Origin of the sequence: Bordetella petrii, assembly GCF_017356245.1 — a bacterium.
Lineage (GTDB): Bacteria > Pseudomonadota > Gammaproteobacteria > Burkholderiales > Burkholderiaceae_B > Bordetella_A > Bordetella_A petrii_D.
Genome location: NZ_JAFMZZ010000004.1, coordinates 120,642 through 143,187 on the forward strand (window position 1 = coordinate 120,642; position 22,546 = coordinate 143,187).

Below are 22,546 nucleotides of genomic sequence, written 5' to 3' on the forward strand. Positions count from 1 at the left end.
GTCAGCCGTTGGCGACGGCTTCGTAGCCGGCTGCGTCCAGCAGCTTGTCGACGTCGGCCGCGTTGTCCGGCTTGATCTTGAAGATCCAGGTAGAGAAGGCCGATTCGTTGATCAGGTTGGGCGTGCTTTCGAGCTCGTCGTTGAACGCCACGATTTCGCCCGACACGGGCGCGTAGATGTCGGAAGCGGCCTTGACCGATTCGACCACGCCGGCCGTGGCGCCGGCCTTGAGCTTGGCGCCGACGCTGACGTCGCCGACGAAGACGAGGTCGCCCAGCTGTTCCTGGGCGTTATCGGTGATGCCAACGGCGAACACGTCGCCCTCGGCTTTGACCCATTCATGGGACTCGGTGTACTTGCGGTCGGTGGGCAGGCTCATGGAAGCTCCTAGGATGGAATTGCGCGCACGCGCCGGCACCCCTGCCGGCGCATGGTGGCAGTTTACGAGTGTTCGACCGCCTTGCCATGGCGCACGAACGGCAATTTGCATACCAGGGCGGGCACCCGCTTGCCGCGGATATCGACTTCGACCGTCTGGCCGGGCTGCACGCCCGTGGGCACGCGGGCAAACGCCACCGACACGCCCAGCGTGGGCGACATGGTGCCGCTGGTGGTTTCGCCGTCGCCCTGGGCGGTGTGCACGGCCATGTGGGCGCGCATCACGCCGCGCTCTTGCAGCTTCAGGCCGACGAAGCCGCAGGGCGCGGCGAACTGTTCCAGGGCATCGCGCCCCACGAAACGGCGCTCGGGGTCTTTCAGCGATACCGTCCAGCTCAGGCCGGCCTGGTCGGGCTGGGTGAGCTCGTCCATGTCTTGCCCGTACAGGTTCATGCCGGCCTCCAGGCGCAGCGTGTCGCGCGCGCCCAGCCCGCACGGGCGCACGCCCTGGGCGAGCAGGTCGTTCCACAGGGCCACGACCTGGTCGGCCGGCAGGACGATCTCGAAACCGTCTTCGCCGGTGTAGCCGGTGCGCGCCACCAGCGCGCCGTCGGCCACCTGGGCCGCCACGAAGGGCGTCAGCGGCTCGGTGGCGGCCTGCCAGGCCGGCCGGGCGGCCCATACCTTGGCGCGGGCGTTGGGGCCCTGCACGGCCACCATGGCCAGGTCGCGGCGCGGCGTGATGGCCACGTCGAACCGGCCGGCGGCAGCCACGCGCCGCATCCAGGCGATGTCTTTGTCGGCCGTGGCGGCATTGACCACCACGCGCCATTGGTCGATGGCGAAGAAATAGACGATCAGGTCGTCGATGATGCCGCCCTGGGGGTTGAGCATGCACGTGTACAGCGCCTTGCCGGGCACCGTGAGCCTGGCCACGTCGTTGGCCACCAGGCGCCGCAGGAACGCGGCGGCATCCGGCCCGCAGACATCGGCATTGAGCATGTGCGATACGTCGAACATGCCGGCGTCGCGGCGCACCGCGTGGTGTTCTTCGAGCTGCGAGCCGTAGGCCAGCGGCATGTCCCAGCCGCCGAAATCGACCATGCGGGCGCCGGCCGCGACGTGGGCGTCGGCCAGTGGAGTGCGTTTGAGGGAGGCGGACATGGACGGGCTCCGGTGCGGCGGCATCGCCAGGGTTACGGAATATGCCGGCCTGGAAGCGGAAAGCGCCAGAGCCAGCTGGATTTTCCGCCCCTCTGTCCTTTTGCCTGAGAGTTGCCCCGCGCAAGCGCGGGTTTGCACCTTCGGCGCCTGGGCTGCGCACGGTAACACCATGGCGCCAGGTCTCTCCAGAGTGCTGTTTCAGCCCGCCCGGCGCGAAGGCCGGAACCAGGGGCTGATGCAGCGCGGTATGGGTTACCTGAGCGATTCCGGGCGAATTGCGCCTTCGGCGGCGGCCTGCGTAGACCCAGGCCGCTCTCTCCCGCGACATGCATGACAGCGGCGTGAAGCATACATCGAAAGCCCGGCCCGGCAAAGTTGTCGCTTGCCCGGGTGGACGGCCGGCCCGGCCGCCTGTACCGGGCCGCGGGGTTGACGCCTGTCAACGCCGCGCCAGCCCCCTTGACTGCAGTCAAGAGGCAGGCCGGGCCTCAATACCCATAATTCCCTACAGGTTTTAAGGGATTTCTGCCATGGGATTCACACGGCGCCAGTTGCTCACCGGCCGCAAGCCCGGTCCAACCCACTTCGGGCCCCTGGCCGCGCAAGGCCGGCCATGGCGCGCCCGGGTCACGACGGCCTGCCTGGCCCGCCGCGGCATCGAATGCCGCCTGTGCAGCGAATCCTGCGGCGTCGGCGCCATCTTCTTTCGCCCCCAGCCGGGCGGCCCCGCGCGCCCGCACATCGATGCCGGGCGCTGCACCGGCTGCGGCGACTGCCTGCCAGCCTGTCCGGCGGCCGCGCTGATTCCGGAGGCCCCATGAGGATCGTCAGCCTGGTCATGCGCATCGCCCCGCACAGCCTGTCCGCGGCCGAAAGCGCACTCGCCGGCATTCCGGGCGTGCAAGTGCACGCGCGCGACGCGGCCACCGGAAAACTCATCGTCACGGTCGAGGACGGCCCGGGCTACAGCACCGCCGACTCGATCCTGGCCGCCCACAAAGTTCCATACGTACTGTCGGCCACCCTGGCCTACGAATACGGTGAAGACGATCCACCGTCCGCCAGCCAGCCGCCATCCCCCCACCGACCCCCGGCACAGGGAGCTCCATCATGTCATTGAACCGACGCGAATTCATCAAGACCAACGCCGTGGCCGCCGCGGCCGCCACCGCCGGCATGAGCCTGCCGGCCGCGGCCCTGGCGCAGGCCGGCAGCCCCACGCTGCAGGTGCGCTGGGACAAGGCGCCATGCCGCTTCTGCGGCACCGGCTGCTCCGTGCTGGTGGGCGTGCAGAACGATCGCGTCGTGGCCACCCAGGGCGACCCCGAAGCGCCGGTCAACCGCGGGCTGAACTGCATCAAGGGCTACTTCCTGTCCAAGATCATGTACGGCGCCGACCGCCTGACGCGGCCCATGCTGCGCAAGAAAGACGGCGTTTACGACAAGAACGGCGAATTCACGCCGGTCAGCTGGGACGAAGCCTTCGACATCATGGCGCAAAAGTGGAAGCAGGCGCTCGCCGCCGGCGGCCCCGACGCCATCGCGATGTTCGGCTCGGGCCAATGGACCATCTGGGAAGGCTACGCGGCCTCGAAGCTGTACAAGGCGGGCTTTCGCAGCAACAACCTCGACCCCAACGCGCGCCACTGCATGGCCAGCGCGGTGGTGGGCTTCATGCGCACCTTCGGCATCGACGAACCCATGGGCTGCTACGACGACATCGAGCACGCCGATGCCTTCGTGCTGTGGGGCTCGAACATGGCCGAAATGCACCCCATCCTCTGGAGCCGCATCACCGACCGCCGCCTGACGCACGCCGGCAGCGAAGTACACGTGCTGTCCACCTTCGAGCACCGCAGCTTCGAGCTGGCCGACAACGGCATGATCTTCGTGCCGCAAACCGACCTGGCCATCCTGAACTACCTGTGCAACTACCTGATCCAGAACGGCAAGGTCAACCGCGAGTTCGTCGAGCGGCACGTCAACTTCAAGGTCGGCGCCACCGACATCGGCTACGGCCTGCGGCCGAACGATCCGCGCGAACAGTCGGCCAGCGCGAACGGCTATCCCGGCGCCGACGGCGCGCCCAAGGGCGACCCCGGCGCCGCCAGGCCGGCCACCTTTGAAGACTTCGCCGCGTTCGTCTCCACCTACACGCTGGACTACACCGCCAGGCTGTCGGGCGTGCCCGCCGAAAAACTGCAGCGCCTGGCCGAACTGTACGCCGACCCTTCCAAAAAGATCATGTCGCTCTGGACGATGGGCTTCAACCAGCATACGCGCGGAACGTGGGTCAACAACATGATCTACAACGTGCACCTGCTGACCGGCAAGATTTCCGAGCCGGGCTGCGGCCCGTTCTCGCTGACGGGCCAGCCGTCGGCTTGCGGCACCGCGCGCGAAGTGGGCACCTTCGCGCACCGCCTGCCGGCCGACCTGGTGGTCGGCAACCCCGCGCACCGCAAGATCGCCGAAGACTTGTGGCAGCTTCCCGAAGGCACCATTCCCGCCAAGGTGGGCCTGCATGCCGTGGCGCAGAGCCGCGCGCTGAAAGACGGCAAGCTCAAGTGCTACTGGACGTCCACCACCAACAACATGCAGGCCGGCCCGAACATCAACGATGAAATCTACCCCGGCTGGCGCAACCCGGAAGCGTTCGTGGTGGTGTCCGACCCTTATCCCACAGTATCGGCGCTGTCGGCCGACCTGATCCTGCCCACGGCGATGTGGGTCGAGAAAGAAGGCGCCTACGGAAACGCCGAGCGCCGCACCCAGTTCTGGCGCCAGCAGGTCAAGGCGCCGGGCCAGTCGCGGTCCGACCTGTGGCAATACCTGGAATTCGCCAAGCGCTTCAAGGTGGAAGAAGTATGGCCGGCGGAACTGCTCGACAAAAAGCCCGAATACCGCGGCAAGACGCTTTACGACGTGCTCTATGCCAACGGTGTGGCCAACCGCTACCCGCTGGCCGATGTGGCGGCCGTCAACCAGCATGCAATCGACGGCTACATGAACGACGAATCGCAGCACTTCGGCTTCTATGTGCAAAAAGGCCTGTTCGAGGAGTACGCGCAATTCGGCCGCGGCCACGCCCACGACCTGGCCGACTTCGACCTGTACCACCGGGCGCGCGGACTGCGCTGGCCGGTGGTCGACGGCAAGGAAACCCTGTGGCGCTTCCGCGAAGGCTACGACCCGTACGTCAAGCCGGGCGAGGGCGTCCGCTTCTACGGCAATAAAGACGGGCGGGCCAACATCTTCGCCCTGCCCTACCAGCCGCCGGCCGAAGTGCCCGACCAGGATTACGACCTTTGGCTGTGCACCGGGCGCGTGCTTGAACACTGGCACACGGGCTCGATGACGCGGCGCGTGCCCGAGCTGCACCGCGCCGTGCCCGAGGCGGTGCTGTTCATGCACCCCGACGACGCCGGGCAGCGCGGCCTGCAGCGCGGCATGCAATGCAAGATCACGTCGCGCCGCGGCGAGGTGCTTGCCAGCCTGGAAACGCGCGGCCGCAACAAGCCGCCTCGCGGGCTGGTGTACATGCCGTTCTTCGACGAAGGCCGGCTGGTCAACAAGCTTACGCTGGACGCCACCTGCCCGCTGTCCAAAGAAACCGACTTCAAGAAATGCGCCGTCAAGGTGCAAAAGGCCTGAATCCACGCCGCCCCATCGCGCTTTGCAGACCCGCCATGACAGACCCCACCCCCGACAAACCGCCCGGCCGCCGCCAGTTTCTGCAGCATTCGGCGGCCGCCATCGGCGGCGCCTGCGCCGTGGCGCTGGGCCTGGGCCTGTACACCAGGCAGGCCGGCTCGCTGCCGGCCACTGCCCTGCGTCCGCCCGGCGCGCTGGCCGAAGACGAGTTCCTGGCCGCATGCGTGCGCTGCGGGCTGTGCGTGCGCGCCTGTCCCTACGACACCCTGAAGCTGGCCACCCTGGGCCAGCCCATTCCGTCCGGCACGCCTTACTTCGATGCGCGCAGCGTGCCCTGCGAAATGTGCGAAGACATCCCCTGCGTACCGGCCTGCCCCACCGGCGCGCTGGACCACGACCTGACCCGCATCGAAGATGCCCGCATGGGCCTGGCCGTGCTCATCGACCAGGAAACCTGCCTGAACTTCCAGGGGCTGCGCTGCGACGTCTGCTATCGCGTGTGCCCGCTCATCGACGAAGCCATCACGCTCGAACGGCAGCACAACCCCAGGTCCGACCGCCACGCCATGCTGCTGCCCACCGTGCATTCCGACCGCTGCACCGGCTGCGGCAAGTGCGAGCGCAGCTGCGTGCTGCCCGGCGCCTCGGCCATCAAGGTGCTGCCGCACCCGCTGGCGCAGGGCTCGGCCGCCGGCCATTACCGCAAAGGCTGGGAAGAAGCCGAGAAGGCCGGCGGCTCGGTCATCGGCGAACAGATCCGCCTGCCCGTGCGCGGCCTGGACGACGTTCCCGTCATTCCTGATACCGGTGGCCAGCCATGAATGCCCTTCCCGCCAAACCCCGGCGCCCGAACGTCGCGGGCCGCAACCCCACCGCCGCCGCCATTGCCGGCAAGGGCTGGCTGCGCGCCCATCGCTGGCTGCTGCTGCGGCGCGCCGTACAGGCCGGCCTGCTGGCGCTGTTCCTGGTCGGCCCGGCCACTGTGTGGCTGGCGCACCGGGGCCTGCTGGGCCAGGCCTGGTGGCCCGTGAAGGGCAACCTGTCGTCCAGCCTGACGCTCGACTGGCTGCCGCTGACCGATCCGTACCAACTGCTGCAAAGCCTGTTCGCGGGCCACGTGCCGCTGGGCACGGCCGTGCTGGGCGCCGGCCTGGTGCTGGGCTTTTACCTGCTGCTGGGCGGACGGCTGTATTGCTCCTGGGTGTGCCCCGTCAACATCGTCACCGACACCGCGGCCTGGCTGCGCCGCCGGCTCAGGCTGCGCCCGCCCGGGCGCACGCCGCCCAAATCGCTGCGGCTGTGGCTGCTGGCCGGCACCCTGCTGGCGTCGGCCGCCACCGGCACCATCGCCTGGGAATGGGTCAATCCGGTCTCGCTGCTGCATCGCGCGCTGGTGTTCGGCTTCGGCGCCGTATGGGCGCTGGTGCTGGGCATTTTCTTGTACGACCTGCTGGTGGCGCCGCGCGGCTGGTGCGGCCATGTATGCCCGGTGGGGGCGTTCTACGGCCTGTTGGGCCGGCGCGCGCTGCTGCGCGTGAATGCCGCGGGCCGCGAGGCCTGCGACGACTGCATGGACTGCTACAGCGTCTGCCCCGAACCGCAGGTCATCCGCCCCGCCCTCAAGGCGGCTGGCCAGAGCCACCCCGTCATCCTCGACGCCGACTGCACCACTTGCGGCCGCTGTATCGACGTCTGCCCCCAACAGGTGTTCCGTATGAGCCACCGGTTCCGCCACAGGAGTTAATCATGAAACGCGCCTTGTACAAGACCGCCCTCGGCCTGCTCGCGGGCCTGATGATCGGCATGCCGCCAGCCCTGGCCGACGACCCGTCCACGGTCCAGAGCCTGCGCCAGGGCAGCGTCGGCAGCGCCGGGCACGCAGCCGGCCACTATCGCCAGGAACTCGACGCGGGCGCCACGCTGCCGCGCGACTTCGTGCAGCAGCCGCCGCTGGTGCCGCACGCCAGCAGCAACTACCCCGTGACGCTGAAATTCAACAAATGCCTCGATTGCCATTCGTGGGGCCGCGCGCAGGCCACCAACTCACCCAAGATATCCGTCACGCACTTCCGCGACGCACAGGGCCGCGAACTGTCGTCGGTCAGCCCGGCACGCTATTTCTGCATGCAGTGCCACGTCACCCAAAGCGATGCCAAGCCGCTGGTCGAAAACACCTTCCAGCGCGTCGAAGGCCTGAACTGAGCGAGCATGCATCATGAACCCGATCAAATGGATCAAGACCCTGTCGCGCCGAGCCTGGGCCCTGGCCTTCAGCGGACTGGGGCTGGCGTTCGCGCTGGGCATCGTATTCTGGGGCGGTTTCAATACGGTCATGGAATGGACCAACACCGAAGCCTTCTGCATTTCGTGCCATGAAATGAACCAGAACGTCTACCAGGAATACCGCAACACCGTGCACTATTCCAATCGCACCGGCGTGCGCGCCGTGTGCTCGGACTGCCACGTGCCCAAAGAATGGGGGCCGAAGATGCTGCGCAAGCTGTACGCGTCCAACGAGCTGCTGCATCACATGCTGGGCACCGTCGACACCCCCGAGAAATTCGAAGCCCGGCGCGCGCGGCTTGCGCAAAACGAATGGCGCCGCATGAAGGCGAACAATTCGCGGGAATGCCGCAACTGCCACGACTACGGCTACTTCGACTACACCGGCCAGAGCCCGCGCTCGGCGCGCATGCACCAGCAAGGCCTGCAGGAAGGCCAGGCCTGCATTGACTGCCACAAGGGCATCGCCCACAGCCTGCCGGCGGTGGACCAGTCGGTGGGGCAACCCAGACCGCACGCCATCCCGGCGCAGGCGCTGCACCCTGACTGAGCCGCGCCTACCCCAGCGCGGTGTCCAGCAGCATCATCAGCACGAAGCCGATCATCAGCCCGCATGTGGCATATACCTCGTGCCCCTTGCGGTGCGATTCGGGAATGATCTCGTGGCTGATGACAAACAGCATGGCGCCCGCGGCGAAGCCCAGGCCCCAGGGCAGCAGCGCCGCCGACCAGCCCACCACCAGGGCGCCCAGCACGGCACCCGCCGGTTCGACCAGGCCGGACAGCATGCCCAGGGCCACCGCGAAGCTGCGGCGGTAGCCCACCGCCAGCAGCGCCAGCGCCACCACCAGGCCCTCGGGCACGTCCTGGATGGCGATGCCCGTGGCCAGCGCGCTGCCGCGCAGCGGGTCGTTGCCCACATACCCCACCCCGATCGCCAGGCCTTCGGGCAGGTTGTGCAGCACGATGGCGAACACGAACAGCCAGGTGCGGCGCAGGCGATGGACTTCGATGCCTTCTTTGCCCTTGATGAAATGCTCGTGCGGCAGCAGCCGGTCCATCAGCAGCAGCGCGGCCGCGCCCAGCAGCACCGCCGCGCCCACGACCAGGCCGGCGCCCCAGGGCCCGTGGCCCAGTTCGCCGGCCGCCGCGATGCCCGGCGCCACCAGCGAAAAGGCGCAGGCCGCCAGCATGACGCCCGCGCCGAAGCCGAACATGGTGTCCTGCACTTTCTCGGGCAGCGTCTGCGAGAACATCACCGGCACGGTGCCCAGGGCGGTGGCCCCGGCGGCCAGCAGCCCGCCGGCCAGTGCATCGGCCACATGGGGCGCGCGCGGGATCAGGTAGGCCCACAAGGCGTGCGCTCCCAGGCATGCCACCAGCACGGCCAGCGTCCAGACGCTGATGCTGGTGGCGGGCGGGTGAACGCGGTGGCGGCTGAACGTGTTCAATCTGGCTGGCCGGTCGAACGATTGAGTGTCAGGCCCTGGCGGCCTCGTAGCGGCGCGCCACTTCGGCCCAGTCGATCACATTGAAGAACGCGCCGATGTACTCGGGGCGGCGGTTCTGGTACTTCAGGTAGTACGCGTGTTCCCACACGTCCAGACCCAGCACGGGCGTGTTGCCCTGCATCAGCGGGCTGTCCTGGTTGGCGCTGCTTTCCACCACCAGCTTGCCCTGCGGCGTCACGCTCAGCCAGGCCCAGCCGCTGCCGAAGCGTGTCAGGGCCGCCTTGGTGAAGGCCTCGCGAAATGCCTCCAGGCCGCCCAGCTCGGCGTCGATGGCGGCGGCCAGGCTGCCCTGCGGCTTGCCGCCGCCCTGGGGCGACATCACTGTCCAGAACAGGCTGTGGTTGGCATGGCCGCCGCCGTTGTTGCGCACCGCCGCGCGCACCGACTCGGGCAAGGTGTCGATGCGGGCCACCAGCGCCTCGACCGGCTCGTCGGACGGCAGCCCGGCGCCGTCCAGGGCGGCATTCAGGTTGTTGATGTACGTCTGGTGGTGCTTGGTGTAGTGGATTTCCATGGTCAGCGCATCGATGTGCGGCTCCAGCGCATCGTACGCATAAGGCAGATCGGGCAAGGTATAGGGCATGCAAATCTCCTGTTCGGGCTTCCCACGGAAGCGATTCGGGATATCGGTACCGGCGGGCTCAATGGCGCGATTCGGCGATGGCGTGCCAGGGCAGCGCGGCAGCGCGGCGGGCGCGCTCATGGCCGGGATACCGCCGCAGAAACAGCGCCAGCTCGGCATACGTGACGCGGCCGTGCTGCCACGCCGCCGCGCGCCAGGCAGGATCGAGCGCGGCATCGACAGCCATTTCATGCAGCAACTCGTGTGCCCGGCAGACATGCGCGCCAGCCAGGTCGGCACGCCCCGCCCGCTGGTGCAGCTCGGCCAGATTGTGGTGCGACACCACCAGCGCCGCCACGGCGGCGTCGGCATCGGCCGCGCGGCCCGGCAAGGCATCGGCCAGGCTCAGCGCCGCGCGGTACTGTGCCAGCGCGGCGGCGGCATCGCCGCGCTGCAGGGCCCGGTTGCCGCGCAGCGTGGCGCGCTGCCAGGCGTCCAGGCAGCGATCGGCGGCAGGCGGTGCGGCGGCAGTGGACAGGGGCTGTATCTGGACCATCGCGGTTCCCCGTAAGAGATTCGGCGGCGAAAGCAATCATCAAACACTAAAGATAATTTAAATGATAGTCATTTTTATTTAATATAACAATGGCGCCTGGCGGCCTTGCGCGGCGCGGTCCGCGCCCCTGCCCGCCGCCGTTATAGCGCGCGTGCGCAGGCCACGCCCGAGGCCCAGGCCCACTGGAAGTTGTAGCCGCCCAGCCAGCCGGTGACGTCGACCGCTTCGCCGATGAAATACAGGCCCGGCACCTGGCGCGCCTGCATCGACTTCTGGTCCAGCCCGCGCGTGTCCACGCCGCCCCGCATGACTTCGGCTTTTTTGTAGCCGGCGGTGCCGCTGGGCACCAGCCGCCATTCATGGATGCCCTGCCCCAGGGCGCGCAAGGTCTTGTCGGGCGCGTCGGCCATGCGCAGCGCGGCCAGCCCGGGCTGCCCGGCCTGTTCGGCCGCGTGCAGCCATTGGTCGGCCAGCCGGCGCGGCCACAGGCCGCCCAGCACCGTATGCAGCTGCTGGCGGTTGCCCGGCTTGGCGGCGATGAGCTCGCCGGCCAGGTCGCGCCCCGCGGCCAGGTCCAGCACAATGGCCTGGCCGGGCTGCCAGTAGCTGGAAATCTGCAAGATCGCCGGGCCGGACAGGCCGCGGTGCGTGAACAGCAGGTCTTCCAGGAATTCGCCGCGGGCGCGGCCCGTGCCGGTGCTGAGCGCGACTTCCAGCGCCACACCCGACAGCTCGGCGAACGGGCGCCACTGGGCCGGATCGAATGTCAGGGGCACCAGCGCCGGCCGCGGCTCAATGACTTTCAAGCCGAACTGGCGCGCCAGTTTCAGGCCGAAATCGGTGGCGCCCAGCTGCGGGATGGCCATGCCGCCGGCGGCCACCACCAGCTTGCCCGCGCGGATCTCGCCCTGGCTGGTGCGCAGCACGTAGCCCGCATCATTGCGGCCGACTTCCGCCACGCGGCATGGCATGCGCCACTGCACCCGGCCCGCGCCGCACTCGGCGCGCAGCATCTCGATAATGGATTCGCTGCTGTCGTCGCAGAACAATTGGCCGCGGTGCTTCTCGTGCCAGGCGATGCGATGGCTGCGCAGCAGCGCCAGAAAATCCTGCGGGGTATAGCCGGCCAGCGCGGAACGGCAGAAATGCGGGTTGTCGGACAGGAAATTGGCCGGCCCCGCCCCCACGTTGGTGAAGTTGCAGCGCCCGCCGCCCGATATGCGGATTTTCTCGGCCAGGCGCTCGGCGTGGTCGATCAGCACGACCCGCAGGCCGCGCTGGCCGGCCACGGCAGCGCACATCATGCCGGCCGCGCCGGCGCCGATCACGGCTACGTCGAACATCGGCGGGCGCGCATCCGGCTGGGCACGGCTCAGTCTTCGATCAGGCAGTCCACGTAGTACCGCTTGGATCCGTCGGGCGCGGTATCTTCGGCCAGGCCGTGGATGTAGGTTTCGAAGCCGGGGTAGCTTTCGTTGAATTCGCGGGCGAACTGCAGGTACTGCACGATGGTGCGGTTAAAGCGCTCGCCCGGGATCAGCAGCGGAATGCCCGGCGGGTACGGCGTCAGCAGCACGCCGGTAACGCGGCCTTCGAGCTGGTCGATCTCGACGCGCTCGACCTCGCGGTGCGCCATGCGGGCGAAGGCGTCGGACGGCTTGAGCGCCGGCACCATGTCGCTCAGGTACATCTCGGTGGTCAGGCGGGCCACGTCCTTGGTGCGATACGACTCGTGGATCTGCTGGCACAGGTCGCGCAGGCCCATGCGCTCGTAGCGGCGATGGTCGCGGCAGAATTCCGGCAGAATGCGCCACAGCGGCTGGTTGCGGTCGTAGTCGTCCTTGAATTGCTGCAGGGCGGTCAGCAGCGTGTTCCAGCGGCCCTTGGTGATGCCGATGGTGAACAGGATGAAGAACGAATACAGGCCGGTCTTTTCGACCACCACGCCGTGCTCGGTCAGGTATTTGGACACCAGCGCGGCCGGGATTCCGGTTTCGCCGAAGCTGCCCGACATGTCCAGCCCCGGGGTGATCACGGTGGCCTTGATCGGGTCCAGCATGTTGAAGCCGTCGGCCAGCTCGCCAAAGCCGTGCCAGTGGTCGTTGGCTTCCAGCACCCAGTCGTCGCGGTTGCCGATGCCTTCGGACACCAGGCGGTTGGGCCCCCAGACCTTGAACCACCAGTCGTTCTTGCCGAATTCGGATTCCACCTTGCGCATGGCGCGGCGGAAATCCAGGGCTTCGCGGATGCTTTCTTCCACCAGCGCGGTGCCGCCGGGAGGCTCCATCATGGCCGCCGCCACGTCGCAGGACGCAATAATGGCGTACTGCGGCGAGGTGGAGGTGTGCATCAGGTACGCCTCGTTGAACACGTTGCGGTCGAGCTTGCGGGTCTCGGATTCCTGCACGATGATCTGCGAGGCCTGCGAAATGCCGGCCAGCAGCTTGTGGGTGGAGTGCGTGGCGAACACCATCGGCTGCTGCGGGCGCGGGCGGCCCTGGCCGATGGCGTGCATGTCCTGGTAGAACTCGTGGAACGACGCGTGCGGCAGCCAGGCCTCGTCGAAATGCAGGGTGTCGACGTAGTCGCCCAGCTGCTTCTTGATCATCTCGACGTTATAGATGACGCCGTCGTAGGTGCTTTGCGTCAGCGTCAGGATGCGCGGCTTCTTGTTGGCGGCTTCGCGCGCGAACGGGTTGGCCTCGATTTTCTTCTTGATGTTTTCGGGGTCGAATTCTTCGAGCGGAATCGGCCCGATGATGCCCAGGTGGTTGCGGGTGGGCCGCAGGAACACCGGAATCGCGCCCGTCATGGTGATGGCATGCAGAATCGACTTGTGGCAGTTGCGGTCGACCACCACCACGTCGCCGGCGGCCACGTTGGCATGCCACACGACCTTGTTGGACGTGGAGGTGCCGTTGGTCACGAAGAAACAGTGGTCGGCATGGAAGATGCGCGCCGCGTTCAGTTCGGATTCGGCCACCGGGCCGGTGTGGTCGAGCAGCTGGCCCAGCTCGTCCACGGCGTTGCAGACGTCGGCGCGCAGCATGTTTTCGCCGAAAAACTGGTGGAACATCTGCCCCACCGGGCTCTTCAGGAACGCCACGCCGCCCGAATGGCCCGGGCAGTGCCACGAATAGGATCCGTCTTGCGCGTAATTGACCAGCTCGCGGAAGAACGGCGGCGGCAGGCCGTCGACGTAGCTGCGGGCTTCGCGGATGATGTGGCGCGCCACGAATTCGGGCGTGTCCTCGAACATGTGGATGAAGCCGTGCAGCTCGCGCAGGATGTCGTTGGGAATGTGCTCGGACGTGCGCGTCTCGCCGTACAGGTAGATGGGGATGTCGGCGTTGCGAAAGCGCAGCTCGCCTATGAAGGCGCGCAGCTTCTTGATGGCGCCCGCCACGTCTTCGGGCGAATCGACGTCGAACTCTTCATCGTCGATCGACAGGATGAACGCGCTGGCGCGGCTCTGCTGCTGGGCGAACGAGCTCAGGTCGCCATAGCTGGTGACGCCGATCACCTCGACGCCCTCGGCCTCGATGGCCGTGGCCAGCGCGCGAATCCCCAGGCCCGAGGCATTCTCGGAACGATAGTCTTCGTCGATGATGAAAATGGGGAAGCGGAATTTCATGCGGGCGCTCCAGGGGGCGAGGCGAAACGGAGGCGAGTGTACTGCGAGTCCGGGACCGCAGGTTGACAAAGCGGCGGCCCGGCGCGGGGCGTCGCGTGGAGGGGAATTGTAGGCCGCTTTGCCCCGCGGTGCAGGGGCGGGCGCCGCGCTTACCGGATGGTGTCGGAGCTGCGCGCGGTGACCGCGCGCACATAGTGCTGGAAGAATTCCGGCAGCGTGTCGGCGGCGCCATTGCGCACGCGCCGCTCGACCTTGGAAATGGCGCACAGGCAGACGTCGAAGTCGGGCTCGCCGGTAACCAGCACCACCGGGTCTTCGTCGTCGCACACCTCGTACAGCCCGCCGTAGTGGCGGCGACCCACCTCGTACAGGTAGGCGGCGGCGCCCACCGTCTGCATGGGCGTCAGGGTCAGGCGGCCCTGGTAGGCCTCTTCGAGCACGGCGTCCAGAGCCGTGACGCTCTCGATGGAGTAGTCCAGGGCCGGGGTGTCGGGCACGGCCGCCAGGAAGGCCTCGGCCGCGCTGTTGACGCGCTCGATGAACTCGTCTTGCACCTCTTCGTCTACTTGCTGCGTATTTCTTAGGAAACCGAACATCGTTGGCTCCTGCGCCGGCAATCCGCGCGATTAGGTAGTTCCATTATATTTGCCGCCCCCCGCCCGCCGCACCGGGTTGCCCGGGGCCGTACGAGCCTGGTTACGAACGCGCACGCTGTGTCACGCCGGCCGGATGCGTCCCCGCAAAACGCTTTTCCCCGGGGGCGGCAGCCTTGTACGGCGTGGGCGGCAGCGCCATACTGGACACTTCAAGACACGCCTTTTTGTTGCACAACTGCAACGCCAGACCGATGCCGGAGGCTGTATGCAAGTGCTGATCAATATCGATGTCGACGACCTGGACCGGGCCATCCAGTTTTATCGCGATGCATTCGGCCTGGAAGTCACGCGCCGCTTCGGCGGCGACGGCGCCGAACTGGCGGGCGCCGGCGCGCCCATTTACCTGCTGCGCAAGGCCCAGGGGTCGCGGCCGGCCGGCGCCGTGGCGGGCGGCCGCGACTACGCGCGCCACTGGACGCCGGTGCACCTGGACTTTGTGGTGGACGATGTCGACGCCGCGGTCGACGCCGCGGTGGCGGCCGGCGCCACGCTGGAAGACCCGCCGCACACGCACGCCTGGGGGCGCATTGCCCATTTGTGCGACCCGTTCGGCCACGGACTGTGCATCCTGCAGTTCACGGACCAGGGTTACGATGCGATTTCCACTGTAGAAAACAACCCGCCATGACCGCCGCCGAGCTGGCCTACCCGCCCGTAACCGAACAGGATTTCGACGCGCTGGCCGAGCTGCGCGACGCCGCCATGCGGCCCAGCCTGGAACGCCTGGGGCGCTGCGGCTGGACCACCTGTACCTGCTGCCGGCCGCCGGCCGAGGCCGCGTGATCAGGTGCGCGGCAGCGTGACGCCGCGCTGGCCCTGGTATTTGCCGCCACGGTCGCGGTACGAGGTTTCGCAGACTTCGTCGCTTTCCAGGAACAGCATTTGCGCGCAGCCTTCGCCGGCGTAGATCTTGGCGGGCAGCGGCGTGGTGTTGGAAAACTCGAGCGTGACGTGCCCTTCCCATTCGGGTTCGAGCGGCGTGACGTTGACGATGATGCCGCAGCGCGCGTAGGTGCTTTTGCCCAGGCAGATGGTGAGCACGCTGCGCGGGATGCGGAAGTATTCCACCGTGCGCGCCAGCGCGAACGAATTGGGCGGGATGATGCAGACATCGCCCTTGAAATCGACGAACGATTTCTCGTCGAACTGCTTGGGGTCGACGATGGTGGAATTGATGTTGGTGAAAATCTTGAATTCGTCGGCGCAGCGCACGTCGTAGCCGTAGCTGCTGGTGCCATAGCTGACGATACGGCCGCCATTGGCGGTGCGGACCTGGCCGGCCTCGAAGGGTTCGATCATGCCGGCTTCGGCCGCGCGGCGGATCCAGCGGTCGCTTTTGATGCTCATGGTGAGAAGTGCCCAGGTTGGTTGCCGGCTATTTTATCGTCTTGCCGGGCGGCGGCGCCCCTGCCCGGGTCAAGGGCGGCCGGTTCAGTTGCCGAAGAAGGTGCGGTAAACCAGCGCGATGCCGCTGATGGTGCCGGCCTTCAGGTCCAGCGACAGCCCGCGCGCCAGCCGGTAGCTGGCCCGGCCCACGGTTTCCGAGCCGGCCATGGCCTGCTCGACGCTGAGCGTGATGCCGTTGGCGAAGTGCTTGCTGGCCACGACGAACTGGGTGGCCAGGTTGCTGTTGCTGTCCAGGTTGATCTGGCTGGCCACCGTGCGGTCGGGCAGCAGGCTGCCCGTGCTGCCGATGGTGCCCGAGCGGATGCTGAGCTCGTCCAGCCCCATCTGCCGGTAGAACGGCTGCCCGCCGCCCAGCAGCGCGGTGCCCACCGACAGCAGCAGGGCCGCGTCGCTGCCGCCTTCGTCGGGGCCGCGGCCCAGGATCAGCCACGACAGCTTCTCGACATCGCTGACCTCGGGGTACGACACCAGGTCGATGCGCGGGCGCTGCGCCGTGCCGCTGACCCGCACGCCGGCCTCGACCTGTTCGCCGGTGCGCAGGGCCTCGATATCGAGCAGGGGGTTGTCCAGCCGCCCCTGGAAGGTCAGGGTGCCGCGCCGCAGCCGCAGCTTTTGCCCGTAGGCCTCGATGCCCCCGCCGCGGGTGTGCAGCGCGCCGATGCCGGTCAGGCGGCCGTCGGCCATGCGGATCTGTATGGAGCCCAGCAGGCCGGCGTCCAGCCCCATGCCGGTAATGTAGAAGCGCGGCCCCATGTCGAACTTCAGGTCCATGGACATCTGCAGCGGCGACGCACGGACCTGTTCGTCTTCGCCCGCGCGGATCACCCGCACGTCGTCGTCCAGGCTGGGCACGCCCTGCAGGATCTCGAGGCTGAACCAGCCCGCGTCGGCCTTCAGGTCGCCGGAAATCGAAATGCGCGGCAACTGGGCATCGATATCGACCGTGCCCGACACCATGGCATAGCGGTCGGAGCGCTGCAGCGCGGGAAACCGGTGCAGCTTCAGGTGCACCGCCCCCTGCGCCTGCAGCAGGTCCCATTGGCCGGTGGCCTCGATGTAGCCGTCCTTGGCGTCGGGGTTGCTGGTTACCCATTCGCGCGTGCGCCATTCGTCGGGCATGACGCGCAGCGATGCCGGGAACCGCAGCGAATCCAGAATCAGCCGCGTGTCCTGCAGGTGCGCCGCCAGGGTGCCGTCGATGAGCCGCACGCCGTCGTCGATGCGCACCACGCGCAGCGACTGGCCGCGGATGGTGCCCGAGGTAGTCCATTTTCCGCCGGGCGTGCCTTGCGCCACCACGTTGGCCTGCAGCTTGCCGCGCACCTCCATGGTGTCGCCCAGGAACAGGTCGATCCACGCCAGGTCGGCAATATCGGCATCCAGGCGGACCTGTACGGGGCGGGCCGTGTCCAGCGCCAGCGCGCCGCCGGGCCGCGCCACCAGCACGGCCGCCGCCGAGCCGGACAGCACGCCCATTTTCTGGGTGCGCACGTCGAGCGTGGCATTCACGCTGCTGGTATGGGCGCCGGTGGGCTTGGCCGCCAGGTCGAGCACCAGGCTGGTCAGGCCCAGCGGAATGGGCGGATCGCCCGGAATGCGCAGGTCGCCGTCGCGGCGCGCCACGCGGGCCCGGCCCGACAGCGCACCGGCGAATTTAAGGTCCCATGAGACGTCGAGGGCGATGCGGCGCTGCCCGTCGGGCACCTGCGCGTTGACGCGCTGGCGGCCCTGCCCTGCGCGCGCCGCCGCCTGCGGATCGGTGGCGCGCATGATCTGGCGCAGCATCGAGCGGGTGATGACCAGGTTGTCGGCGCGCCCCGCGGTTTCCCAGCGGCCCGGCCCGCCGCGCGAGCCCTGGTGGTCGATCAGCACGCGCTGTTTGTCGGGCAGGGTGACGGCCAGCTGGGTGGCGCCCACCTGCCATTGCCAGCGCGGCGCGGCCGCGTCGGGCACGAACGACAGCGCCAGCGGCTGCAGGGCGGCGCTGAAATTCATCGAGCCGGCCGTCAGCCGTTCGATCCGGCCGCGCCAGCCGGGCAGCCCGCCCTCGGCTTCATTGTTCTGGCCGGAGCCCCAGCCGCCGGCAAAGGCGATCTCGGCCTGCATGGGCGCGCGGCCCAGCGTATCGGCGCGTGCGCCGGCCGGGGTGTAGCGCGCGCTGAACTGGCCGCGATGCTGTTCCAGGCGCCCTTCCAGCTTGCCCCGCAAGGTGGCGCCGCCGGGCAGGCCGGGCCAGAAGGCATCCAGCCGCGGCGTGTTGGCGTCCAGGGTCAGCGCGCCGTCGCCCTGGCTGAGCTGGCCCTGCGCGCGCACGCGGTTGGGGCCCAGGGTCAGGTTGAGCTGCAGGTCGCGCAATTGGTAGCCCGCCAGGGGGTCGGCGGCCGGCGCGGCGGCATCGGCAGCCCCTGGCTGGGCCGCAGCCGGCGGCAGGGCATCCAGCCGGCCGGCCAGCGTGCCCGCCAGCGCCTGGCGGTTCCAGCGGCTGCCTTTGGCGATGTCGGCTTGCACGTAAGCCTGCCGCAGTTCGTACGCGCCGGCCACCTGCGCGTCCACGGCCACGCGCGCGCTCAGCACGGCCGGCGGGATCGCGTCGCCCACCAGGCGCCCCAGGTCCAGCCGCTGGGCGTCCAGCGTGGCCACCACCCGGTCGACCCCGGCGCTGGCGGGCTGCGGCTGGCGATCCAGCGTGACAACCAGGCCGGAGTTGTCGGCCAGGCGCAGATTCAGGTTGGCGGTGCGGACCGGAAAAGGCTGCCGGAAAGCCAGGCCGGCCTGCGCCAGCAGCGTCAGCGCGCCGTCGGCCGTGGCGCCGTCCAGGCGCACGTCGAGCTGCTCCAGCGAGCCTTCCGCGTCGACGCGCAGCGTGGCGGCGCACCCGGCGCCGCCACGCTGCGCGGTATCCGGCTGCGCGGCACGCGGTTTCGTGCCGGCTGCTTCCGGGCCGTCCAGCATGCGGCTGGCGCACAACGGCGAATCCGCCCCCACGCCATGGGCGTCGATATCCACATGGGCCAGCATGGGCCAGGGACGGGCCATCTGCAGCAAGTCGAACTGCCCCCGCAGCGCGGCAACCGCCTGGGCGTGTTCCAGGCGCAGGCTGGCCAGGCGCAGGCGGGCGCCCCGAGCATCCGCCTGGCCGCTGAGCGCCAGGTTACCGACCGCCACCGGCAGCGCGGCGCCGTCGATGGTGAGATCCAGCGCGCCCAGGGCCAGGCGGTCCAGCGCCACGTCGACCGGCAGCGCCGGAATCGCCAGCGGCTCGTCGGACGGCGGTGCATCGGCGGATGTGGCCAGGGCCACCCGCACGCTGTCGGCCGACAGTTCACGCACATGCAGCAGGCGCTGCCCCAGCTCGCGCCACTGCACGTCCAGGCGCAGGCCGGCAATATCGACATCGGCGCCCGGCAGGGCCAGTTGCAGCCGCCCCACCCGCAGCCCGCCCAGCACGCTGCCGCGCACCTGCTCGGCGCGGCCGTCGAACTGCTGCGCCACCACGCCCAGCAGCATGCGCGTGCCCGGCTGGGTGCCGGTCAGCCACAAGGCGAACGCGCACAGCAGCACCACCAGCATGATGGGCAGGGGCAGCCACCAGACCAGCAGGTGGCGCAGCAGGGCGCGCAGGCGGTTCAAAAGGCGATCCCCAGCGAGAAGTGCAGGCGCAGGTCGCGCTCGCGCTGGCCATACGCCAGGTCGAGGAACAGGGGGCCGGCCGGCGTGCGCAGGCGCGCGCCCACGCCGTAGCCGACGTGCATCTGCATTTCGCCGAACGATTCGGCCGCGTCGCCGGCGTCCACGAACACGGCCATGCCCCAGCGCTCGTCGAAATAATGGTCGTACTCGATGCTGGCCACCGCCAGCGTGGGCGCGCCCACCACGGCGTCGTCCTTGTCCACGCCGATGCTCTGGTAGCGATAGCCGCGGATGGAGCGCGCCCCGCCCGTGCGGAAGCCGAAGTCATCCGGCACGCGGGTTTTCGAGTCGGACCACACGCGGCCGACTTCGCCGCGCACCGTCAGCACGTCGCGCTGGCCCACCGGCCACCAGTGCTGGCCGCGCAGGCGCGCGCGGAAGAACGGCTGCCCGCTGTTGAGCACCACCCCCACCCCGCCGCCCACGGCGATCAGGTTGCCTTCGCGCGGATCGTATTTGTTGTCGACGTCGCGGCGCAGCCATTCGGAGGTAAGCGTTGCGCTGGGCAGGTCGTATTCGTCGCCGCCGTCGATCTTGACGTGGTCGTGCGCCAGCAGCACGCCCCAGCGGTTTTCGTATTCGACCCGGCTGTCGCCCGCGCCCTTGCGTTCGCGCAGCCGCGTGGCGCCCAGGGCGAAGCGCCGCACATCCAGGCCCTGGATGTCGGTGTGGTCGGCCAGCAGCCCGAAGGAATCCCGCTGGCCTTTTTCGTCGGGCGGCAGATGGAAATCGAGATAGGCGCGCTGGCGCAGGCGGTCGACCCCGATGCCGCTTTCCAGCGTGACGGGCTGGCCGAACACCACGTTCTGCCGGTAGGTGATTTCGGCCCGCACGCCGGCATCGCTGTCGACGCCCAGCGAGGTGGCCAGCCGCTTCGGCGGCGCCTCGACCACGCGTACGTCCACCGGCAAAGTGACAACGCCGTCGGAATCGACCGCGCCGGCCGGCCGCGCGGCACCGGGCCCGCCGGCCACCTGCGGATCGCCCTGCGGCGTGGCGGCGGCCAGACCCGACGAGCCGGGCGCCCGGGCGCGCCCGGACGGCGGCGGGGCCGGCGGCGGCGCATCCGGCGAGCCAGCCTGGCCGGCCCCGGAGGCCGAGGTGTCCAGCGTTACGAACGCGCCGCGGAAGAACGCGGTGGACTGCAGGTCTTGCTGCCAGCCATCGAGCTTGTCCTGGCGGTAGGGGTCGCCCGGCGTATAGCGCACATACCGCTGCACCAGCGAGTCGGGCACGCGCCGCAGGCCCTGCGTGTTGAGCGGGCCCATGCGCACCAGCGGGCCGCTGTCGATGGTGATGGACAGGTGCACTTCGGCGGTGTCGGCATGCACGGCCGCGTCGGACGCCGTCATGTGCGCCAGCATGAAGTCGCGCGAGGCCACCGCATCCAGCAAAGTGGCCTTGGCCCTGTTCCATTCACTATTGATGAACGGCTGGCCCGCCGGCAGCGACCAGTTCTTGCGCAGCTCGGCCACCCGTTCGGCATACTCAGGGCGCGTGACGCGGCCTGTGAAATTCAGGTCGACCGACGCCACGTGGGCGCGCTTGCCGGGCTGGATGGAGATGTCCCAGGTTTCACCGCCCACGTCGGTGCCGGTTTCCAGCGTGACCACCGGCGTGAAATAGCCCTGCGTGGCCAGCGCGGCCAGCGTGGCGTCGCGCGCGCGGCGGCGCAGGCGGTTGATTTCGCCGCCGTCCTGGTCTTCGGCCAGCCGCGTGATGGCGCCGACCGCCTCGGTGATGGACTGCAGCGCGGCGGGAGGCACGCCGCCCGGATCGATGACGACCTCGGGAGCCTTCGCATAGGCGCCGGCCGCCGCGCCCCACAGGGCGGACAGCAACAGGGCGGCCCCGACCCGCATGCTTCAGGTCGTCGGCGGCTGGACGACAACCGGCGGCAGCCGGCCGGCCATGTCGCGCGGCAGCGCCGCCACCCCGGCGGCCAGCTTGCGGGCGATGTCGCGGTAGCGCCGCGCCGCCTCGCCATCGGGGTCGGCCACGACGCTGGGCCGCCCGGCGTCGGTTTGCGCGCGGATATCCATGGCCAGCGGCAGGCTGCCCAGCCACGGCGCCTGGTACTGTTCAGCCATGCGCTGCCCGCCGCCCTCGCCGAAAATATGCTCGGCATGGCCGCACTGGCTGCAGATATGCACGGCCATGTTCTCGACGATGCCCAGGATGGGCACGTCGACTTTCTGGAACATGCGCAGCCCCTTGCGCGCGTCTTGCAGCGCCAGGTCCTGCGGGGTGGTGACAATGACGGCGCCCACCACCGGCACCTTCTGGGCCAGCGTCAGCGCCAGGTCGCCGGTGCCCGGCGGCATGTCGATGATCAGGTAATCGAGGTCGCGCCAGTTGGTCTGGCGCAGCATCTGTTCGAAAGCCTGCGTCACCATGGGGCCGCGCCAGATGGCCGGCGCGTCGGCGTCGATGAGAAAACCGATGGAATTGGCCTGCAGGCCGTGCCCTTCCAGGGGCTCCATGGTTTTGTTGTCGTGGCTGGCCGGGCGGCCCGAGATGCCCAGCATGGTGGGCACGCTGGGGCCGTAGATGTCGGCGTCCAGGATGCCTGCCCGCGCGCCTTCGGCGGACAGCGCCAGGGCCAGGTTGACCGCCGTGGTGCTCTTGCCCACCCCGCCCTTGCCCGAGGCGACCGCAATGATGTTGCGCACCGTGGGCAGCGGCTTCAGGCCGCGCTGCACCGCGTGCGTGCCCACCGACCATTTCACGGCGACAGTGGCGTCGGGCGCCCCCGCGGCGGCCAGGGCCTGCCGGGCGGCGTCTTCGAGCGGCCCGGCCGTGCAGCCGGCCGGATAGCCCAGGGTCGCGGTAACGGCTACCGTGGCGCCGCCCAGGGTGATGTCACTGTCTTTTACAAATGAGGCCAGTTCCCGGCCTGAAAATGGTTCTGTTACGGCCCGCAATGCCGCACGGACTTGCGCTGTCGTTATACTCATTACTCTGATTCCATAGGCAGGACGGCTTTGCGCCGGCCGCTACCCCCAAGGATAGCGGATACGCGGGAACCTTTCGTCCTGTTTTGCATCCGAC

At 68.8% G+C, this 22,546-nt stretch carries 21 protein-coding genes and 2 riboswitches; of the genes, 9 read left to right on the forward strand and 12 right to left on the reverse strand.

Annotated features, from left to right (window positions below; translation table 11 throughout):
• Position 1 precedes the first annotated feature (1 nt).
• Together gcvH and gcvT are read right to left on the reverse strand one after the other, a co-directional pair.
• Complete coding sequence (gcvH, locus tag J2P76_RS18695; protein WP_207409360.1) at positions 2–379, reverse strand: glycine cleavage system protein GcvH; 378 nt, start codon at positions 377–379, stop codon at positions 2–4.
• Positions 380–441: 62 nt separating this feature from the next.
• A complete protein-coding gene (gcvT, locus tag J2P76_RS18700; RefSeq protein ID WP_207409361.1) occupies positions 442–1,542 on the reverse strand; it encodes a glycine cleavage system aminomethyltransferase GcvT in 1,101 nt (366 codons plus the stop codon).
• An 82-nt stretch (positions 1,543–1,624) separates the two neighbouring features.
• Positions 1,625–1,741: riboswitch (glycine riboswitch) on the reverse strand.
• Positions 1,742–1,775: 34 nt separating this feature from the next.
• Positions 1,776–1,874: riboswitch (glycine riboswitch) on the reverse strand.
• 198 nt (positions 1,875–2,072) lie between these two features.
• On the opposite strand from gcvT, the gene J2P76_RS18705 reads away from it, so the two are divergent.
• From J2P76_RS18705 to J2P76_RS18735, 7 genes are read left to right on the forward strand one after another with little or no spacing between them, the layout of a single operon-like run.
• Entirely contained in the window at positions 2,073–2,363 is a 291-nt protein-coding gene (locus J2P76_RS18705; protein ID WP_207409362.1) for a 4Fe-4S dicluster domain-containing protein, read from the forward strand.
• Complete coding sequence (locus J2P76_RS18710) at positions 2,360–2,662, forward strand: chaperone NapD (RefSeq protein WP_207409363.1); 303 nt, start codon at positions 2,360–2,362, stop codon at positions 2,660–2,662. The genes J2P76_RS18705 and J2P76_RS18710 overlap by 4 nt, the downstream gene beginning before the upstream one ends.
• A complete protein-coding gene (gene napA / locus J2P76_RS18715) occupies positions 2,653–5,196 on the forward strand; it encodes a nitrate reductase catalytic subunit NapA (protein ID WP_207409364.1) in 2,544 nt (847 codons plus the stop codon). Before J2P76_RS18710 ends, napA begins: the two co-directional genes overlap by 10 nt.
• Before the next feature lie 35 nt (positions 5,197–5,231).
• Complete coding sequence (gene napG / locus J2P76_RS18720; RefSeq protein WP_207409365.1) at positions 5,232–6,017, forward strand: ferredoxin-type protein NapG; 786 nt, start codon at positions 5,232–5,234, stop codon at positions 6,015–6,017.
• Complete coding sequence (gene napH, locus J2P76_RS18725; protein WP_207409366.1) at positions 6,014–6,940, forward strand: quinol dehydrogenase ferredoxin subunit NapH; 927 nt, start codon at positions 6,014–6,016, stop codon at positions 6,938–6,940. The genes napG and napH overlap by 4 nt, the downstream gene beginning before the upstream one ends.
• Before the next feature lie 2 nt (positions 6,941–6,942).
• Positions 6,943–7,398: a nitrate reductase cytochrome c-type subunit gene (locus tag J2P76_RS18730; protein WP_207409367.1), complete on the forward strand. Its 456-nt coding sequence runs from the start codon at positions 6,943–6,945 to the stop codon at positions 7,396–7,398.
• A gap of 13 nt (positions 7,399–7,411) precedes the next feature.
• Positions 7,412–8,029 carry a NapC/NirT family cytochrome c gene (locus J2P76_RS18735; protein WP_207409368.1) on the forward strand — a complete coding sequence of 206 codons (618 nt, stop codon included), beginning with the start codon at positions 7,412–7,414 and terminating at the stop codon, positions 8,027–8,029.
• Positions 8,030–8,036: 7 nt separating this feature from the next.
• On the opposite strand, the gene J2P76_RS18740 is transcribed toward J2P76_RS18735, so the two are convergent.
• From J2P76_RS18740 to J2P76_RS18765, 6 genes are all read right to left on the reverse strand, one after another.
• Complete coding sequence (locus tag J2P76_RS18740) at positions 8,037–8,930, reverse strand: ZIP family metal transporter (RefSeq protein ID WP_207409369.1); 894 nt, start codon at positions 8,928–8,930, stop codon at positions 8,037–8,039.
• 28 nt (positions 8,931–8,958) lie between these two features.
• Positions 8,959–9,573: a superoxide dismutase gene (locus J2P76_RS18745; protein ID WP_207409370.1), complete on the reverse strand. Its 615-nt coding sequence runs from the start codon at positions 9,571–9,573 to the stop codon at positions 8,959–8,961.
• A 58-nt stretch (positions 9,574–9,631) separates the two neighbouring features.
• Positions 9,632–10,108, reverse strand: a complete 477-nt coding sequence (locus J2P76_RS18750) for a hypothetical protein (protein ID WP_207409371.1) — start codon at positions 10,106–10,108, stop codon at positions 9,632–9,634.
• Positions 10,109–10,248: 140 nt separating this feature from the next.
• Positions 10,249–11,451 (reverse strand): NAD(P)/FAD-dependent oxidoreductase, encoded by a 1,203-nt coding sequence (locus tag J2P76_RS18755; protein WP_207409372.1) that lies wholly within the window; start codon positions 11,449–11,451, stop codon positions 10,249–10,251.
• A gap of 29 nt (positions 11,452–11,480) precedes the next feature.
• A complete protein-coding gene (locus J2P76_RS18760) occupies positions 11,481–13,742 on the reverse strand; it encodes an arginine/lysine/ornithine decarboxylase (RefSeq protein WP_207409373.1) in 2,262 nt (753 codons plus the stop codon).
• Between the two features lie 149 nt (positions 13,743–13,891).
• Positions 13,892–14,338 (reverse strand): hypothetical protein, encoded by a 447-nt coding sequence (locus J2P76_RS18765; protein WP_207409374.1) that lies wholly within the window; start codon positions 14,336–14,338, stop codon positions 13,892–13,894.
• A 265-nt stretch (positions 14,339–14,603) separates the two neighbouring features.
• On the opposite strand from J2P76_RS18765, the gene J2P76_RS18770 reads away from it, so the two are divergent.
• Positions 14,604–15,026: a VOC family protein gene (locus J2P76_RS18770; RefSeq protein ID WP_207409375.1), complete on the forward strand. Its 423-nt coding sequence runs from the start codon at positions 14,604–14,606 to the stop codon at positions 15,024–15,026.
• Positions 15,023–15,181: a hypothetical protein gene (locus J2P76_RS18775; RefSeq protein ID WP_207409376.1), complete on the forward strand. Its 159-nt coding sequence runs from the start codon at positions 15,023–15,025 to the stop codon at positions 15,179–15,181. Before J2P76_RS18770 ends, J2P76_RS18775 begins: the two co-directional genes overlap by 4 nt.
• Here the strand turns inward: J2P76_RS18775 and dcd are convergent, their stop codons facing one another.
• The 4 genes from dcd to apbC form a co-directional block, all read right to left on the reverse strand.
• Complete coding sequence (dcd, locus tag J2P76_RS18780; RefSeq protein WP_012250980.1) at positions 15,182–15,745, reverse strand: dCTP deaminase; 564 nt, start codon at positions 15,743–15,745, stop codon at positions 15,182–15,184.
• Positions 15,746–15,829: 84 nt separating this feature from the next.
• Positions 15,830–19,435: a translocation/assembly module TamB domain-containing protein gene (locus tag J2P76_RS18785; RefSeq protein ID WP_207409377.1), complete on the reverse strand. Its 3,606-nt coding sequence runs from the start codon at positions 19,433–19,435 to the stop codon at positions 15,830–15,832.
• Positions 19,432–21,357 (reverse strand): autotransporter assembly complex protein TamA, encoded by a 1,926-nt coding sequence (locus tag J2P76_RS18790; RefSeq protein ID WP_207409378.1) that lies wholly within the window; start codon positions 21,355–21,357, stop codon positions 19,432–19,434. The genes J2P76_RS18785 and J2P76_RS18790 overlap by 4 nt, the downstream gene beginning before the upstream one ends.
• A 3-nt stretch (positions 21,358–21,360) precedes the next feature.
• Positions 21,361–22,452 carry an iron-sulfur cluster carrier protein ApbC gene (gene apbC / locus J2P76_RS18795; RefSeq protein ID WP_207409379.1) on the reverse strand — a complete coding sequence of 364 codons (1,092 nt, stop codon included), beginning with the start codon at positions 22,450–22,452 and terminating at the stop codon, positions 21,361–21,363.
• Between the last annotated feature and the right edge of the window lie 94 nt (positions 22,453–22,546).